Origin of the sequence: Sphingobium sp. 22B (assembly GCF_001580035.1) — a bacterium.
Lineage (GTDB): Bacteria > Pseudomonadota > Alphaproteobacteria > Sphingomonadales > Sphingomonadaceae > Sphingobium > Sphingobium fuliginis.
This window is the reverse complement of sequence record NZ_LTAB01000012.1, coordinates 125,356-139,018: the sequence shown is the minus strand read 5'-3', so window position 1 is coordinate 139,018 and position 13,663 is coordinate 125,356. Positions and strand designations below refer to the sequence as shown.

Annotated in this window: 15 protein-coding genes; 7 read left to right on the top strand and 8 right to left on the bottom strand. The window is 62.1% G+C overall.

Features of this window, described 5'->3' with window-relative positions; genetic code table 11:
* Window positions 1-347: 347 nt before the first annotated feature.
* The 4 genes from A0J57_RS25315 to clpS all read right to left on the bottom strand — a co-directional run bounded on the left by A0J57_RS25315 (window position 348) and on the right by clpS (window position 3,064).
* On the bottom strand, window positions 348-731 hold the full coding sequence (locus A0J57_RS25315; protein WP_201030940.1) for a GFA family protein: 384 nt from the start codon (window positions 729-731) through the stop codon (window positions 348-350).
* Between the two features lie 424 nt (window positions 732-1,155).
* Window positions 1,156-1,680 carry a PilZ domain-containing protein gene (locus A0J57_RS13235; RefSeq protein WP_048577268.1) on the bottom strand — a complete coding sequence of 175 codons (525 nt, stop codon included), beginning with the start codon at window positions 1,678-1,680 and terminating at the stop codon, window positions 1,156-1,158.
* 217 nt (window positions 1,681-1,897) lie between these two features.
* Window positions 1,898-2,431, bottom strand: coding sequence for a hypothetical protein (locus A0J57_RS13230; RefSeq protein ID WP_061941029.1), 534 nt, complete (start codon window positions 2,429-2,431; stop codon window positions 1,898-1,900).
* A 258-nt stretch (window positions 2,432-2,689) separates the two neighbouring features.
* Complete coding sequence (gene clpS / locus A0J57_RS13225) at window positions 2,690-3,064, bottom strand: ATP-dependent Clp protease adapter ClpS (RefSeq protein WP_061941026.1); 375 nt, start codon at window positions 3,062-3,064, stop codon at window positions 2,690-2,692.
* Between the two features lie 711 nt (window positions 3,065-3,775).
* Here clpS and rplJ point away from each other — a divergent pair.
* Both rplJ and rplL read left to right on the top strand, forming a co-directional pair.
* Window positions 3,776-4,291, top strand: a complete 516-nt coding sequence (rplJ, locus tag A0J57_RS13220; protein WP_025551854.1) for a 50S ribosomal protein L10 — start codon at window positions 3,776-3,778, stop codon at window positions 4,289-4,291.
* 84 nt (window positions 4,292-4,375) lie between these two features.
* Complete coding sequence (gene rplL, locus A0J57_RS13215; protein WP_007687446.1) at window positions 4,376-4,756, top strand: 50S ribosomal protein L7/L12; 381 nt, start codon at window positions 4,376-4,378, stop codon at window positions 4,754-4,756.
* Between the two features lie 470 nt (window positions 4,757-5,226).
* Here the strand turns inward: rplL and A0J57_RS13210 are convergent, their stop codons facing one another.
* Window positions 5,227-7,332, bottom strand: coding sequence for a bifunctional (p)ppGpp synthetase/guanosine-3',5'-bis(diphosphate) 3'-pyrophosphohydrolase (locus A0J57_RS13210; RefSeq protein WP_044661528.1), 2,106 nt, complete (start codon window positions 7,330-7,332; stop codon window positions 5,227-5,229).
* Between the two features lie 112 nt (window positions 7,333-7,444).
* Here A0J57_RS13210 and A0J57_RS13205 point away from each other — a divergent pair, with 112 nt between their 5' ends.
* From A0J57_RS13205 to A0J57_RS13195, 3 genes are all read left to right on the top strand, one after another.
* Window positions 7,445-7,924 carry a helix-turn-helix domain-containing protein gene (locus A0J57_RS13205; RefSeq protein WP_025549937.1) on the top strand — a complete coding sequence of 160 codons (480 nt, stop codon included), beginning with the start codon at window positions 7,445-7,447 and terminating at the stop codon, window positions 7,922-7,924.
* 146 nt (window positions 7,925-8,070) lie between these two features.
* Window positions 8,071-9,177, top strand: a complete 1,107-nt coding sequence (locus A0J57_RS13200) for a sensor histidine kinase (RefSeq protein ID WP_025549936.1) — start codon at window positions 8,071-8,073, stop codon at window positions 9,175-9,177.
* Complete coding sequence (locus A0J57_RS13195) at window positions 9,174-9,974, top strand: LytTR family DNA-binding domain-containing protein (protein ID WP_020821166.1); 801 nt, start codon at window positions 9,174-9,176, stop codon at window positions 9,972-9,974. Before A0J57_RS13200 ends, A0J57_RS13195 begins: the two co-directional genes overlap by 4 nt.
* 48 nt (window positions 9,975-10,022) lie before the next feature.
* Here the strand turns inward: A0J57_RS13195 and A0J57_RS13190 are convergent, their stop codons facing one another.
* Window positions 10,023-10,439 (bottom strand): GtrA family protein, encoded by a 417-nt coding sequence (locus A0J57_RS13190; protein WP_061936530.1) that lies wholly within the window; start codon window positions 10,437-10,439, stop codon window positions 10,023-10,025.
* 142 nt (window positions 10,440-10,581) lie between these two features.
* On the opposite strand from A0J57_RS13190, the gene A0J57_RS13185 reads away from it, so the two are divergent.
* A complete protein-coding gene (locus tag A0J57_RS13185) occupies window positions 10,582-12,483 on the top strand; it encodes a hypothetical protein (RefSeq protein ID WP_061936527.1) in 1,902 nt (633 codons plus the stop codon).
* Here A0J57_RS13185 and A0J57_RS13180 read toward each other — a convergent pair.
* Together A0J57_RS13180 and A0J57_RS13175 are read right to left on the bottom strand one after the other, a co-directional pair.
* On the bottom strand, window positions 12,445-12,903 hold the full coding sequence (locus A0J57_RS13180; RefSeq protein WP_044663033.1) for a nucleoside deaminase: 459 nt from the start codon (window positions 12,901-12,903) through the stop codon (window positions 12,445-12,447). The two genes, A0J57_RS13185 and A0J57_RS13180, sit on opposite strands and share 39 nt — an antisense overlap.
* Window positions 12,904-12,980: 77 nt before the next feature.
* Window positions 12,981-13,202, bottom strand: a complete 222-nt coding sequence (locus A0J57_RS13175; RefSeq protein WP_025549933.1) for a hypothetical protein — start codon at window positions 13,200-13,202, stop codon at window positions 12,981-12,983.
* 148 nt (window positions 13,203-13,350) lie between these two features.
* On the opposite strand from A0J57_RS13175, the gene rpmB reads away from it, so the two are divergent.
* The gene (rpmB, locus tag A0J57_RS13170; RefSeq protein ID WP_025549932.1) at window positions 13,351-13,644 is read left to right on the top strand and encodes a 50S ribosomal protein L28; all 294 of its coding nucleotides are present in this window, start codon (window positions 13,351-13,353) and stop codon (window positions 13,642-13,644) included.
* Window positions 13,645-13,663: the final 19 nt, after the last annotated feature.

The window sequence follows — 13,663 nt, the reverse complement described above, 5'->3', positions numbered from 1 at the left end:
CGTCCGGCAACATCACCGATGACACCATCCTGCGTTACCTCGACAGGCATGGCCACAAAAACGGCTTCAGCCCTTCGACATGATCCTACCGGCGTCAGCCGGTCAGTCATTCAGCTGCACCCTTCGACCCTCCCGCCGCCTATCCAATATTCTGGCATGCCGCTGTAGGAGATTACTCCGACTATTTCTAGGAATATCTTCACTCAGCGCTTGGGAGGGCGCCGTCAAAGCTAAGTGGCAACGGGTAAACAGACGGCGTGAGCAGCCGCCCCAAGAGCCCGTTCCGATACTTCAACTCGTCGCCCGAGGTGATCCGCCTCGCTGTGCTCATATATGTCCGCTAAACTTCAAGACTCCCGATTGCGTGCAAATTGAGGAACGGGAAGAGGCGCGACCCACGGCAGCCGACGGGTGATCCAGTTCTCATATTGCGGCACGAGACCCGTGGCGTCGTCGAAGCTCGCGACGGGAAGCTCGATCTCATCGCCGGCAAGGTTCACGAACCGAGATCCGCATGTAGGGCAATGTAGCCGATAATAGCCGGGGCTGCTCTCCCACGCCGCATATGGACCGCAAAGATCGACGGCCGCGCGGGCAAAGACGGCAAAGGCAAGATAGGGTGCGCCATGCGCTCTCTGACAAACAAGGCAGTGACAAAGGCCCACACGTGACGCGTCACCTCGGGCTATGAACCTCAATGCGCCACAGGCGCAGCCACCTGAACGTTCCATGATTGCTGTTGTCATGCGCGAACAACACGCAGCCACGGGGAAAGACCCAGGCCGATCGGTTGAAAGACGACCTTGCGTCCATCGACGGCGGAGAAGAGCGAAAGCTGCCCGTCCGCCGTCGGGCAGATAAAATCATGCGCCGTATGTCGTATAAGGGCCGCTTTTGCTGGGTCGATCGCCTGTCTTGGGTAATGTTGCAGGGCGTAGGGCGAGCTCCAGTTCGTGTCACGAGCCAAGATTCATTCTCGGAGACTGGACGCCACCGCTCGTGCCGTTGTGTCTCTATTATTCCAATCGCCGGAATTCTTCCAGGCATTCATCGCGATGGCGCGCGACTTCGCCGCCGGACGGCTCACACAGCCTTGAGCCTGCTGGTGTAGGTTCGGGCAGCGTGCAGCTAAAGGGCCGTTTGACAGGGGGAATATTAGAGGTGACTTTCCAGTTCGGAAAACGGTCGCGAGAGGATCTGGTAAAGTTCGTTGGCGGCAAAGCCTGCGGCAATGAGAGCAAGGACTACGAACACACCAAATTGGAATGCCGCTGACCAACGTCGGCTATTCTCCAATTGGCGCGCAATGCGCGCATCTGCGTCCGCTCTTGGCTGAGCCCGGCGTTCATAGGATGATTCGGGATCATTCGCAGATCGGGGACGGGAAGCCAGGCGCGGTTCATTGATTATGGCAGCGATGTCGAGCCTGCCCTGCGCCTGAATCCCGAAAAAGCGATCTTTCCGCCAGACGACCCGCCCTATAATCGTCAGTCGCCCACGCCGTATCTCTACATAAGTGCCGCGCTCGGGGGCTTCGTCGGATGCCACGAGTGCGCCACCCGAGGACAGATTATGGATGACCGCTTCGACCCAGGATTCGCCCACGCGCATCCTCGCCGGAATCAACACCGGGTGACGTGTCTCACGAGGTTTGTAGCCAATCTGTAACGCCTTGAGCACGCGACAGCCCTCTCCCAGATCTGTCGCTCCTAAACTATCATGGTGAAAAGAATGCTAAGACGGAGCGATTACAGGTTGCTTCCGGGAGCATGGCGTCAGGGCACGGTGCATCGCCCTCCACCAGTTTGGGTGATGACACGGTGATGCTCGTTTGATGCAGCCGTCCGGCGAGAGATTTTCGCCATTCGAGAATAGTTATGAGAAGGCCTTCACCTACTCAAGACGTGATCCTCTGCAGACAAGCGGTGGTCATCCATGAAGCACTGACATTCTCGCGGGCCGAGAGCGTTTTGATGTCGACGGGATCGTCCCGCAGGATTTTCCACCAGCGATGGGCTTTCACGATCAGCCGCACGAGCGGGAGGTCCATGCGATCGGCAGTCGGTGCATCTCCATCATGGACCAGTCGCAGTGCCCGTCCCGATCTGGTCAGGCGTACACCGGATCTGAAGCTGACCACCCGGCTTTCAGTGCCGTATCCGCTGTCAGCATCTGGCGCCAGAGCCCGGCAGCGGCAGTCCATGGTGATCCCGTCGCGGCCTACTTCAATTCTGGCCAGAAGGCTGCGGAGAGTGTCGCTGTCCCGCCGTCTCACGGATCCGGCCAGCGTCTCGATGCCGGCGACGAATGCTGGCAGGTTGGCACCATCGATGAGCATGCCGATGTTGATGGCGAACTGCAACGGATACCTGCACAGGGTCGAGAGCTTCTCTACCACGATATTCTCCAGTTCCCGGGCCGGGATGTGCATGCCTTCGCTGCTTTCCCCATGCTGGAGTGCCCGGCTGACATAAGAGCATCTGATGGAGACGAGTTCGCGTTGGACTGACAGCACCGTCTGGAGAAACGCCTCGCACGGCCGCGCTGGCAGAATACCATCCTCTGGTCAGGCTGAAGGCGTCACGGAATCGCTGGGCCCGTACCATGTCATCGATCGCCGGGCATGGCCCCGAGTCGTGGGCCGGTGAGATTCGCGTTATGCCCGCCTGTCAGGTGCCCCGGGACACCATCAGGCCTTTTCCAAGGTGCACTGGAGCGGGTGCTGGTTCTGGCGGGCAAAGTCCATCACCTGATTCACCTTGGTTTCCGCCACTTCATAGCTGAAGATTCCGCATACGCCGACGCCCCGCTGGTGGACGTGCAGCATCACGCGCGTCGCCTCCTCCATGTCCATGCGAAAGAATTGCTGGAGAACGTGCACGACGAATTCCATCGGCGTGTAGTCGTCGTTCAGCATCAGCACCTTGTAGAGAGAGGGCTTTTTCGTCCGGGCGCGCGTGCGCGTGGCGATGCCGACATTGGGGCCGCCCGGGCCGTCGCCCTGGTCGTCCTGATCCTTGTCCGCCATCATCGCGGGATATGCCATCATCGAGAAGCTGTTCATGATGGGGAAGGATATGGCTATTTGCTCTTACATGGCAAGGGGTCCGACAGGGCGTAAACCATCCTTCCGGGTGGGAACGGCCTGGGGGAGGGGGGAACGGGGTGGAAGGCGGCGATTCTGTTCCACGTTCTGGCCTGGGGGCTCCGCGCTCCTGCTCCCGGCGGATCATCGCACCGTCTGAACCGGCCCTGCCGACTGTAACCTCCCGGCCACGGCTGGCGAAAAAACATCCTATTGCCCGGCCTGGCACCGCTTTCATCCTGTCCTACATCCCCGCGGTCAGCCTATTCCGCTTCCTTCTTTGAAATGTCGGACCCATTACCCAGGCGGCTACGCGCGCTCGCGCACATGCGCGCATATGGTGTGAACTTCGGCGTAAAACGGCGCTTTTCCATCGCCTTCCATCGCCAATCGCCAGATTTTGCGTGACAGGGCGCCTCCAAATCTGTAGGGGCGCCCGCAGCAGACCCCGGCAGAAATGTCGATGGTCTTCCGTCCGAGACAGTCGGTGAAGGGAATATGCCCTTCTTAATTTCCGGCCTAGACGGGGAAAAGTTCTTTACCGGCCGGGCCTTGCCTGTCCGGGTCTGCCTGTTCTCCCTGAGGGATGCGGGCCAGTCGATCTCTCCCCTTCGGACCAATGCCCCGCGATTCGTCGCGGGTTTTTGCCGTCCACCGGATTTTCCGGCGGACATGAAGTGGAGTAAAGGCATGGATCGTAATCAGAAAGCTGAGGTCGTTTCCGCGCTGAACGCACATCTGGCCGAAGTCGGCGTGGTCGTCGTGACCCGCAACCTCGGGCTGACGGTCGCCCAATCGACCCAGCTGCGCCAGAAGATGCGCGAAGCCGGCGGCACCTACAAGGTTACGAAGAACCGCCTCGCCAAGATCGCCCTTGAAGGCACCGACTATAGCGGCATCAGCGACCTGCTGACCGGTCCGGTCGGGCTCGCTTCCTCGGCCGATCCGGTCGCAGCCGCGAAGGTTGCGGTCGAATTCGCCAAGACCAACGACAAGCTTGAGATCGTTGGCGGTGCGATGGGCGAAGTGCTGCTGAACGCGGAGGGCGTCAAGGCGCTCGCCTCGATGCCGTCGCTGGATGAACTGCGCGCGAAGCTGGTCGGCCTTCTGGTCGCCCCGGCTACCAAGCTCGCAACCGTCACCCAGGCCCCGGCTGCCCAGCTCGCGCGGGTCTTCAACGCCTATGCGGAAAAGAACGCGGCCTGATCGCCGCGGGATTTTCCGGAATATTGTTTTCAACTCTCGTTTAAGGGGCTCATGCCCCGCCCAGAAGGGAATAGGTAAAGTAATATGGCAGACATCAATGCTCTGGTCGACCAGCTCTCGGCCCTGACCGTCCTCGAAGCCGCTGAGCTTTCCAAGGCTCTGGAAGAAAAGTGGGGCGTTTCGGCCGCCGCTGCCGTCGCGGTTGCCGCTCCGGCCGGTGGCGCTGCCGGCGCTGCTCCTGCTGAAGAAGCCAAGGACGAATTCGACGTCGTCCTGACCGGCGACGGCGGCAAGAAGATCAACGTCATCAAGGAAGTCCGCGCCATCACCGGCCTGGGCCTGACCGAAGCCAAGGCTCTGGTCGAAGGCGCGCCGAAGGCCGTCAAGGAAGGCGTCGGCAAGGACGAAGCCGAGAAGATCAAGAAGCAGCTGGAAGAAGCCGGCGCGACCGTCGAACTCAAGTAAGTTCGGTCGAGCCCCGCGCATGCGGGGCTGCTTACCGGCTATGGCCGGAGGAAATCGGGGCGGTGCCTTCGGCGCCGCCCTTTTTCTTTTCCCTGGGCAGTATTGGTGAGGGAATGTCGGTTGCTGCGGTTGAGCGCATCATACCCCCGCCTTCGCAAGAGCGCGCCGTACTTCCAGGAAAGCTGAAGGGCAGCAGCCCACCCCGCCTCCCCATTCCCACTTTCGCGCGGCCGGCAAGAAGAGTTGGCCTCCCGCCAACCATCCTTCGCTGCCGCTAGAGCAGATTCCGATCCGATTGCATCGGCTCGACTGCTCTAAGTTTTTGTTTTGTCGCGTTTTCCGAGTCAGCAGATGATTCCATCTGCTTGGAAAGCAGATTCCGATCCGATTGCATCGGCTCGACTGCTCTAAGTTTTTGTTTTGTCGCGTTTTCCGAGTCAGCAGATGATTCCATCTGCTTGGAAAACGCTCTAGACCCGATCCGCCTGCACCACCGTGTCGAGGCCGCGCAGGGCGGAGAGGATGCGGTTCAGATGCTGGGCGTCGGCGACTTCCAGGTCGATGATGTCGGTGTGGAAGGGGCCTTCGCGGTTCACCAGTTGCAGGTTGAGGATGTTCGCCTTGGTCGCGCCGAAAACGTTGGTGACGGCCGCCAGCGCGCCAGGCTGGTTCTTGACGATCACCTGAAGCCGTGCGGTGCCGCCCTTGGACCTGCTGTCCCAGCTTAAATCCACCCAGTCGTCATCCTGTCCCGCCTCCAGCGAACGGCAGTCGATGGTGTGGACCTCGATCGGTTCGCCGGTGCGGCGGACGCCGACGATGCGGTCGCCGGGGACGGGGTGGCAGCAGTCGCCCAGATTATAGGCGATGCCGGGCGTCAGGCCGCGGATCGATACCGGGGCGTGCTGACGCGGATGGGCTTCCTCCATGCCCTCCACGCTGGTGGAGCCGGGAATGAGCGCCTCCATCACCTCCGAATCGAGCAGGCGATGGGTGGCGATGGCGACCATCAGGGATGCGCGGTCGTCCAGCTTCAGGCGCTTCAACGCCGCCTTCAATGCCTTGTCGCCCAGTTCGCTCGCCAGTTCGGGGGAGAAGCGGCCGATGATTTCCTCATAGAGCTTCTCGCCCAGAGCGACTTCCTCGCCGCGCTGCTTCTGGCGGATATAGCGGCGGATGGCGGCGCGGGCCTTGCCGGTGATGGCGAAGGTCAGCCAGCCGGGCTGCGGCTCCTGTCCTTCGGATTTCAGGATCTCGACCTGATCGCCATTCTCCAGCGTTGTGCGCAGCGGCACGACCCGGCCATTGACCTTGGCGCCGACCGTCTGGTTGCCGAGCGAGGTGTGCACGGCATAGGCGAAGTCGACCGGCGTCGACCCCTTGGGCAACTGGTGCAGCTCGCCCTTGGGGGAAAAGGCGAAGATGCGGTCCTGATACATCGCCATGCGGGTATGTTCGAGCAGTTCGTCCGCATCCTGGCTCTGCTCCAGGATTTCGACCAGGTCGCGCAGCCAGGCTGCATGGTGGTCGGTGGCGTCGCCCTTCTGTTTATAGGCCCAGTGCGCGGCGAGGCCGAGTTCGGCGTCATGGTGCATGTCGCGGCTGCGAATCTGCACCTCGATGCGGGCATTGTCCTGATGGATGACGGTGGTGTGCAGCGAGCGGTAGCCGTTGCGCTTGGGCGTGGAGATGTAATCCTTGAACCGCCCCGGCACCATCTTGTAGGTCTGGTGGATGACGCCCAATGCGCGGTAGCAGTCCTCCGTCGTCTCGGTGATGACGCGGAAGGCCATGACGTCGGTCAGTTGCTCGAAGCTGATATGGCGTTCCTGCATCTTCTTCCAGATGGAATAGGGATGCTTCTCGCGACCCGAGACCGTGACCGGCAGCCCCTTGCCGCCCAGCAGCAATTGCAGTTCCGCGCCGATCCGGTCGACCTTGTCATGGCCGCCTTCCTTCAGCTGCTCCAGCCGCTTGGTGATGCTGTCATAGGCCTCCGGCTCCAGTTCGCGGAAGGCCAGCAACTGCATCTCGCGCATGAAGTCGTACATGCCGATTCGCTCCGCCAGCGGGGCGTAGATGTCCATCGTTTCCCGCGCGATGCGGCGGCGCTTCTGCTCATTCTTGATGAAGTGCAGCGTGCGCATGTTGTGCAGCCGGTCGGCCAGCTTCACCAGCAGCACACGGATGTCGTCCGACATGGCGAGCAGGAATTTGCGGAGATTTTCCGCGGCCCGCTCATTTTCGGACATGGCCTCGATCTTGCTGAGCTTGGTGACGCCGTCGACCATCCGGGCGACGTCCTTGCCGAAGGCGTGCTCGATCTCCTCATAGGTGACGAGCGTATCCTCTATCGTGTCGTGCAGCAGCGCGGTCACGATGGTCTGATCGTCCAGGTTGAAATCGGTCAATATGCCGGCGACTTCGATGGGATGGCTGAAATAGGGGTCGCCGCTGGCGCGCTTCTGAGACCCGTGCTTCTGGACGGAAAAGACATAGGCGCGGTTGATCATCGCTTCGTCCGCATCCGGATCGTAGCGCTTTACCCGTTCAACAAGTTCGTATTGGCGTAGCATCCTGTTGCGATTGTCCGCGATGCCCCTTGCTGTGCAACAAAAAAATCCCATCTTAGGTGAATAGCGATGCGCTTTTGCAACGCGGGTGGCTTTGAGCTATCAAATGAAAACGATGACACATAATCTGGCGCAGGATCTGGAACAATGCGCGCTGCCCAGCGCATTGGAGGCGATGGGAGAACGCTGGTCGTTCCTCATCTTGCGGGGCGCTCTGTCGGGAATCCGGCATTTCGAGGAGTTTCAGTCGACCCTCGGCATTGCCCGCAACATCCTGGCGAATCGGCTCGCGCGGCTGGTGGAAAACGGCATCATGGTGCGTCAGCCGATGCAATGCGACCGGCGCAAGGTGGAATATCGCCTGACCGACAAGGGACAGGATCTGGCGCCTGCGATGATCGCGCTGCGCCAATGGGGTGAGAAATGGGGCTGCGGTCCCATCTCCTGCCAGGTGCTGGCCGACAGCCGCGACCGGCAGCCGATCCGCAAGATGACCATCCAGGCCCATGACGGCCGCGCGCTGGAGCCGAGCGATCTGATCTGGTTGTGCGTCGATGAGGAGACGCCGGTGACTCAGGAAGCGGCGGCTGCCTGACGATCATGCGCGCTTTGAATCGGTCGGCCATGCTGAATTCGTTCCAGCATGGCGAGTCCCCTTTGTGTTTCATTTTTTCATCGATCACGTACCGGCCGCAAAAAACCGGTTCCCACTTTTTTGCCTGATGCTTTAGGCTGGCGATAATGTCGGTCCATCGTTTCCAGCCCCAGCCTTTCTTCGCGGACAAGAACCGCGCCTTCTGGAACCTCCAGTCCGTGGGGTGGGCCGGCGCCTTCCTGTTGCGCGGTTCCTCGACCATCGCCAACGGGCAGCCGCTTTCCAGCCTGATCCCGGTGATGATCTCGACCGTGTCGGGTTATTCGGTCACGCTGCTGATCGCGGTGGTGTTCCGCTTCCTCCAGCGGCAGCGGCCCATCGTGACCTGGGGCGCCTCCATCGTCACGGTGGTGGTCGCGGCGGGGCTGGTGGCGTTCATCGACGCCTGGGTGTTCTCCACCCAGAATCGGGGCAGCGACACGGCGGGGCTGCAACTGTTCCTGGGCGCCTTCTACCTCAGCATGACATTGCTGGGGGCATGGTCGGCGCTATATTATGCGATCAACTTCTACCTGACGGTGGAGGAGCAGGCGGACCAGTTGCTGCGGTTGGAGAATCAGGCGTCCAGCGCGCAACTGGCGATGCTGCGCTATCAGCTCAACCCGCATTTCCTGTTCAATACGCTGAACTCGATCTCGACGCTGGTGCTGCTGAAGCAGACCGACCGGGCCAATGCCATGCTGTCCCGCCTGTCCTCCTTCCTGCGCTATACGCTGATCAACGAGCCGACCGCGCAGGTGACGATCGAGCAGGAGATCGAGACGCTGAAGCTGTATCTGGAGATCGAGAAGATGCGGTTCGAGGATCGGTTGCGGCCGGTCTTCAACATCGATCCGGCGGTCTCGCAGTCGCGCCTCCCCTCTCTCCTGCTGCAGCCTCTGGTCGAAAATGCGATCAAATATGCCGTGACGCCCAAGGAAGAGGGCGCGGAAATCTCCGTCACGGCGCAGCCTGCCGGTGAAAACGTCCGGATCATCGTATCCGATACGGGTCCGGGATTGAATGAGGGGTTCACCCGCCCGAACAATCCGGCCAGCGAAGGAACGGGCGTCGGTCTGGCGAACATCCGCGACAGGCTGATTCAGGCCTTCGGGGAACGACAGAGCTTCGAAACGCGTTCCACGCCTGGCGGCTTTTCGGTCCTGATCGAAATGCCGCTTAACCTGGATGAACCATCGAGAGTGGCCGCATGACCATCAGAACAATCCTCGTCGACGACGAAAGCCTGGCTATCCAAGGCCTCAAGCTGCGTCTGGAAGCGCATGAGGATGTCGAAATCGTAGAAACCTGTTCCAACGGCCGGGAAGCGATCCGCGCCATAAAGACGCATAAGCCCGACCTTGTGTTCCTTGACATTCAAATGCCCGGTTTCGACGGATTTTCCGTCGTGCAGGGGCTGATGGAGGTCGAGCCGCCGCTTTTCATCTTCTGCACCGCCTATAGCGACCATGCGATCCGCGCCTTCGAGGCGCAGGCGGTCGATTACCTGATGAAGCCTGTCGAGGAAGGCCGGCTGGCCGACGCGCTCGACCGGGTGCGGCAGCGGCTTTCGGAAAAGCGTCAGGTGCAGGAAGTGGAAAAGCTGCGCGAAGTGCTGGCCGAGGTTGCGCCCGATGCGATGAACGATTTTTCGGGCGATGGCGACGCGCCTGCCGCCAATCGCTTCGAGAAGCTGATCAACATCAAGGATCGCGGGCAGATTTTCCGCGTCGATGTCGATTCGATCGAGCGGATCGACGCGGCGGGCGATTATATGTGCATTTATACCGCCGACAATTCGCTGATCCTGCGCGAGACGATGAAGGACCTCGAAAAGCGGCTCGACCCCCGCAATTTCCAGCGCGTGCACCGCTCGACCATCGTGAATCTGAGCCAGGTGCGGCAGGTGAAGCCGCATACCAATGGCGAATGCTTCCTGGTGCTGGAATCGGGCGCGCAGGTGAAGGTCAGCCGGTCCTATCGCGATGTGGTGGCGCGGTTCGTGCATTGAGTTCCGGCCGCGCAGGCGGCCCCCCTCGAAGGCCGACAGGCTTGTTCTTCACCGGAACACCCATTGCCTGTTCAGCCCGAACACCACGGCGGGCGTCACGAACAGCATGGCCGGGATGGGCGACCATTCCGGCCAACGCATATGGGTGACGCACAGCCACACCCATAGCGCGTTCAAGGCATAGCTCACCAGCGAGACCGCGAAGAAGCGGATGCCGCGGGCCGCCTGATTGTCGCGGCTGCCATGGCCGCGGAAGGTGAAGCTGCTGTGCGTGACATAGCCGATCGCCACCGCCGCCAGATAGCCGACGCCGTTCGCGACCTGCGGATGCAGGCCGACCGGCGCGGCTAGGGTCCAGTAGATCGCGGCCTGACAGGCGGTCACGAACAGGCCGGTCAGTCCATAGCGGACGATCTGCCAGAACAGGGCCTGTTTTTCCGGTGTGAGGATTCGGAGGATTTTCATGTGCCCCGTTGCGCTTTGATGCGGAGCCTCTAATGGCTTTCCGGTTCGGATTGAACCGGAAAGCCATTGGCATCTTTGTTTTCCGGGATTTCCGAGCCGCCAGATGTTCCATCTGGCTCGCAATCCTTCTAATCGAGCCACCATGAAACTGCAAAGCTGGTCTGTCCTGCGCGCTCATGTCGCCCCTGTCGCGGTGCAATTCTCCGGCTATGCGGAGCGCAACTGGAAGTGGCTGACCGTCCTGCTGTGGATCGGCGCCATGGCCTATATGATCGCCACCCGCTGGCCGCAGATCCATTGGCTGACGCTCAGCGATACGGACGACAATATCCGTTATGTGCAGGTGAAGGACTGGCTGGCCGGGCAGGCATGGTACGACCTGCGGCAATATCGGCTGGATCCGCCCGCCGGGTTCAATATCCACTGGTCGCGGCTGGTGGACATGCCGCTGGCGGCGCTGATGCTGTTCTTCCGCGCTTTCCTGGACCAGGGGCTGGCCGACCGGCTGGCCTGCGGCATCGCGCCGATGCTGCCGATGCTGCCGCTGATGCTGGGCCTTGGCTTCATCGCGCGAAGGCTGGCGGGGGGGAACAGCTGGTTCCTGGCGGCGGTGGCGCCCTTCGCCGCGCAGATGGGCATCAGCATGTTCCTGCCGATGCGGATCGACCATCATGGCTGGCAACTGGCCTTCACCGTCCTGATGCTGGCGGGCGTGGTCGACCGCAACTGGCTGCGCGGCGGCATCGTCGCGGGCGTTAGCAGCGCGCTGTCCATCGCCATCGGCATGGAAATGATCGTCTATCTGGCGGCAGGCGGCGCGCTGATCGCGATGCGCTGGGTGTTCAAGGACGGCGCGGCCCGGCGGATGCTGCCCTATGCGATCAGCCTTGGCGGAGCGACGTCGCTGCTGTTCGTGCTGTTCGCCAGCTATGCCAACCGGGAAATGGTGTGCGACGCAATCTCGCCCATTTGGGTGGCGATCTTCGCGGTTGCGTCGGCCGGGATGGTGCTGCTGGCGCTGCTCCCGCTCAAGAGCTGGCCGGCGCGGCTGGGCGCGGGGGTACTGGTCGGGGCGGCGGTGGCGGCCTTCGCCTGGACGAACTGGCCGCAATGCCTGTCGGGCGCCTATCAGATCTCGCCCGAGCTGGAGAAGCTGTGGCTGGTCAATATCCGCGAAGCCAAGCCGATCACCGTGCAGGCGCGCAGCCTGGTGGTGCCGTTGATGGCCATTCCGGCGGCTGGCCTGATTGGCCTGCTCTGGGCGCTGTGGGACGCGCGCAGGGACGCCGACCGGCTCTGGGCCTGGGCCACCGTAGGCCTGATGATGCTCTTTTCCACCGCGCTGCTCTTCTGGCAGCTTCGCGCCGGACCGGCGGCGCAATTGCTGGCCATACCGCCCGCCACCTGGGCCGCCTATCGGCTGCTGTGCCTGATCGCGACGGGACGGCCCGCCGCCCGTCTGGCGGCGGCGCTGGGCGCGGCTGTGCTCGCCGGGGCAGCCTTTGCAACGCCGCTTTATCCGCAGGTGAACCAACTCTGGGTCAAGGCGACGGGCGAACAGCCCAAGCCGCAAAAGCCGACGGCACAGCTGCGTCGCAAGGCCATCGACAAGGCCAATGGCCGGTGCCGCACCCTGCCGGCGCTGCAGGTGCTCGACCAGTTGCCGCCCGCCACCATCTTCACCATGGTCGACCTGGGACCGCGCCTGATCGTCGCGACGCACCACAGCGCCGTGGCAGGCCCCTATCACCGCAACGGCGCGACGATCCTCGACATGCACCACGCCTATGACGGCCCTGCCGACGCGTTCCGGCCGATCGCGGCGAAGCACCATGCCACCTATCTGCTGGTCTGCCCCGGCTTTCCCGAGGGCACCATCTATCAGTCGCGCAGCCCCAGGGGCTTTTATGCCGGGCTGATGCGGGGCGAGGTGCCCGGCTGGCTGAAGCCGGTGCCGTTGAGGACGGGGATGACGCTGCCCTACACGCTCTACCGCATCGACTATTCAGCGCCGGGCGAGAAAAAAAGCCTTGAGCAGCGTTGATGCTTCCGCAGCGGCGAGGTCGCCATAGACCTCTGGCCGGTGGAGGCATTGCGGTTGGGTGAAGAGGCGGGGTCCCTGTTCGATCGCGCCGCCCTTGGGGTCCGCCACGGCATAATAGAGGCGGGCGATGCGGGCGTGCGAGATCGCCCCGGCGCACATGGCGCACGGCTCCAATGTTACCCAGAGGTCGCAGCCGGAGAGGCGGAAGTCGCCCAGATGGGTTGCCGCGGCGCGGATCGCGACCATTTCGGCATGGGCGGTGGGATCATTGTCGCGCCGGTTGCGATTTTCCCCTTCACCGATGATGCGGCCGTCGAGGGTGACGACCGCGCCGATCGGCACCTCTCCCGCTCCGGCGGCGGCATAAGCGAGATCGAGCGCACGCCGCATCGGATCGGGCAGGGGGAAGGGCGAAGACATGGCTTCGCCCCATACAGGATGACGGAGCTTTGGGGGAGAGGCTGTTAAGCCTCGCTATCCCGCTGTCAGAACAGGCCTCAGGGCTTCTGCACGTCCACTGTCGGCAGTTCGACCGTCTCCTTGCGTTTGCCGACCTCGACCCTGGCCACGCTGGCCTCATATTTGGGCAGGGAGCCGCCCTTGACCGCGATTTCCGGCAGCCGTCCCTCCTGCGTTTTCTGCAGGTCGATGAAGCCGGTGGCAATTCCGCCGGCCAGAACCAGCAGCACGATCAGCAACAGGCCACCAATGAATCGCATTTCCGCCTCCTTTGGCTTATGGCCCGTCAACGCTCATGAGTCGGAAAGGGTTGCGGCCCCGAAAGGCGCTGGGCGGGTTGACGAGCGTCGGGAATCCCGTTATCGGCGCCGCTTTCCGAACGAACCCGAATTACAAGGTTGATTGACTATGTCGCGCATTTGCGAGCTGACCGGCAAGGGCCGCCAGGTGGGTCACAATGTTTCCCACGCCAATAACAAGACCAAGCGTGTGTTCCTGCCCAACCTGCAGAACGTGTCGCTGATCTCCGAAGCGCTGGAAACGACCGTGAAGCTGCGCGTGTCGACCCATGGTCTGCGTTCGGTCGAGCATAATGGCGGCTTGGACAACTGGCTGCTGAAGACCAGCGACGACAAGCTGTCGCTGAAGGCTCGCCGCCTGAAGCGCGACATCGCGAAGAAGAAGGCCGCCGCAGCGGCCTGATTCGGCTCGCTTCGTTCGC

Excerpts from the sequence above, each read along its gene's own strand:
- A0J57_RS13195 (WP_020821166.1), top strand. The coding sequence starts at position 9,174 with ATGACCATCAGAACAATCCTCGTCGACGACGAAAGCCTGGCTATCCAA.
- rplJ (WP_025551854.1), top strand. The coding sequence starts at position 3,776 with ATGGATCGTAATCAGAAAGCTGAGGTCGTTTCCGCGCTGAACGCACAT.
- A0J57_RS13230 (WP_061941029.1), bottom strand. The coding sequence starts at position 2,431 with ATGCACATCCCGGCCCGGGAACTGGAGAATATCGTGGTAGAGAAGCTC.
- A0J57_RS13205 (WP_025549937.1), top strand. The coding sequence starts at position 7,445 with ATGACACATAATCTGGCGCAGGATCTGGAACAATGCGCGCTGCCCAGC.
- clpS (WP_061941026.1), bottom strand. The coding sequence starts at position 3,064 with ATGAACAGCTTCTCGATGATGGCATATCCCGCGATGATGGCGGACAAG.
- A0J57_RS13200 (WP_025549936.1), top strand. The coding sequence starts at position 8,071 with ATGTCGGTCCATCGTTTCCAGCCCCAGCCTTTCTTCGCGGACAAGAAC.
- A0J57_RS13185 (WP_061936527.1), top strand. The coding sequence starts at position 10,582 with ATGAAACTGCAAAGCTGGTCTGTCCTGCGCGCTCATGTCGCCCCTGTC.
- rplL (WP_007687446.1), top strand. The coding sequence starts at position 4,376 with ATGGCAGACATCAATGCTCTGGTCGACCAGCTCTCGGCCCTGACCGTC.
- A0J57_RS13210 (WP_044661528.1), bottom strand. The coding sequence starts at position 7,332 with ATGCTACGCCAATACGAACTTGTTGAACGGGTAAAGCGCTACGATCCG.
- A0J57_RS25315 (WP_201030940.1), bottom strand. The coding sequence starts at position 731 with ATGGAACGTTCAGGTGGCTGCGCCTGTGGCGCATTGAGGTTCATAGCC.
- A0J57_RS13190 (WP_061936530.1), bottom strand. The coding sequence starts at position 10,439 with ATGAAAATCCTCCGAATCCTCACACCGGAAAAACAGGCCCTGTTCTGG.
- rpmB (WP_025549932.1), top strand. The coding sequence starts at position 13,351 with ATGTCGCGCATTTGCGAGCTGACCGGCAAGGGCCGCCAGGTGGGTCAC.
- A0J57_RS13180 (WP_044663033.1), bottom strand. The coding sequence starts at position 12,903 with ATGTCTTCGCCCTTCCCCCTGCCCGATCCGATGCGGCGTGCGCTCGAT.
- A0J57_RS13175 (WP_025549933.1), bottom strand. The coding sequence starts at position 13,202 with ATGCGATTCATTGGTGGCCTGTTGCTGATCGTGCTGCTGGTTCTGGCC.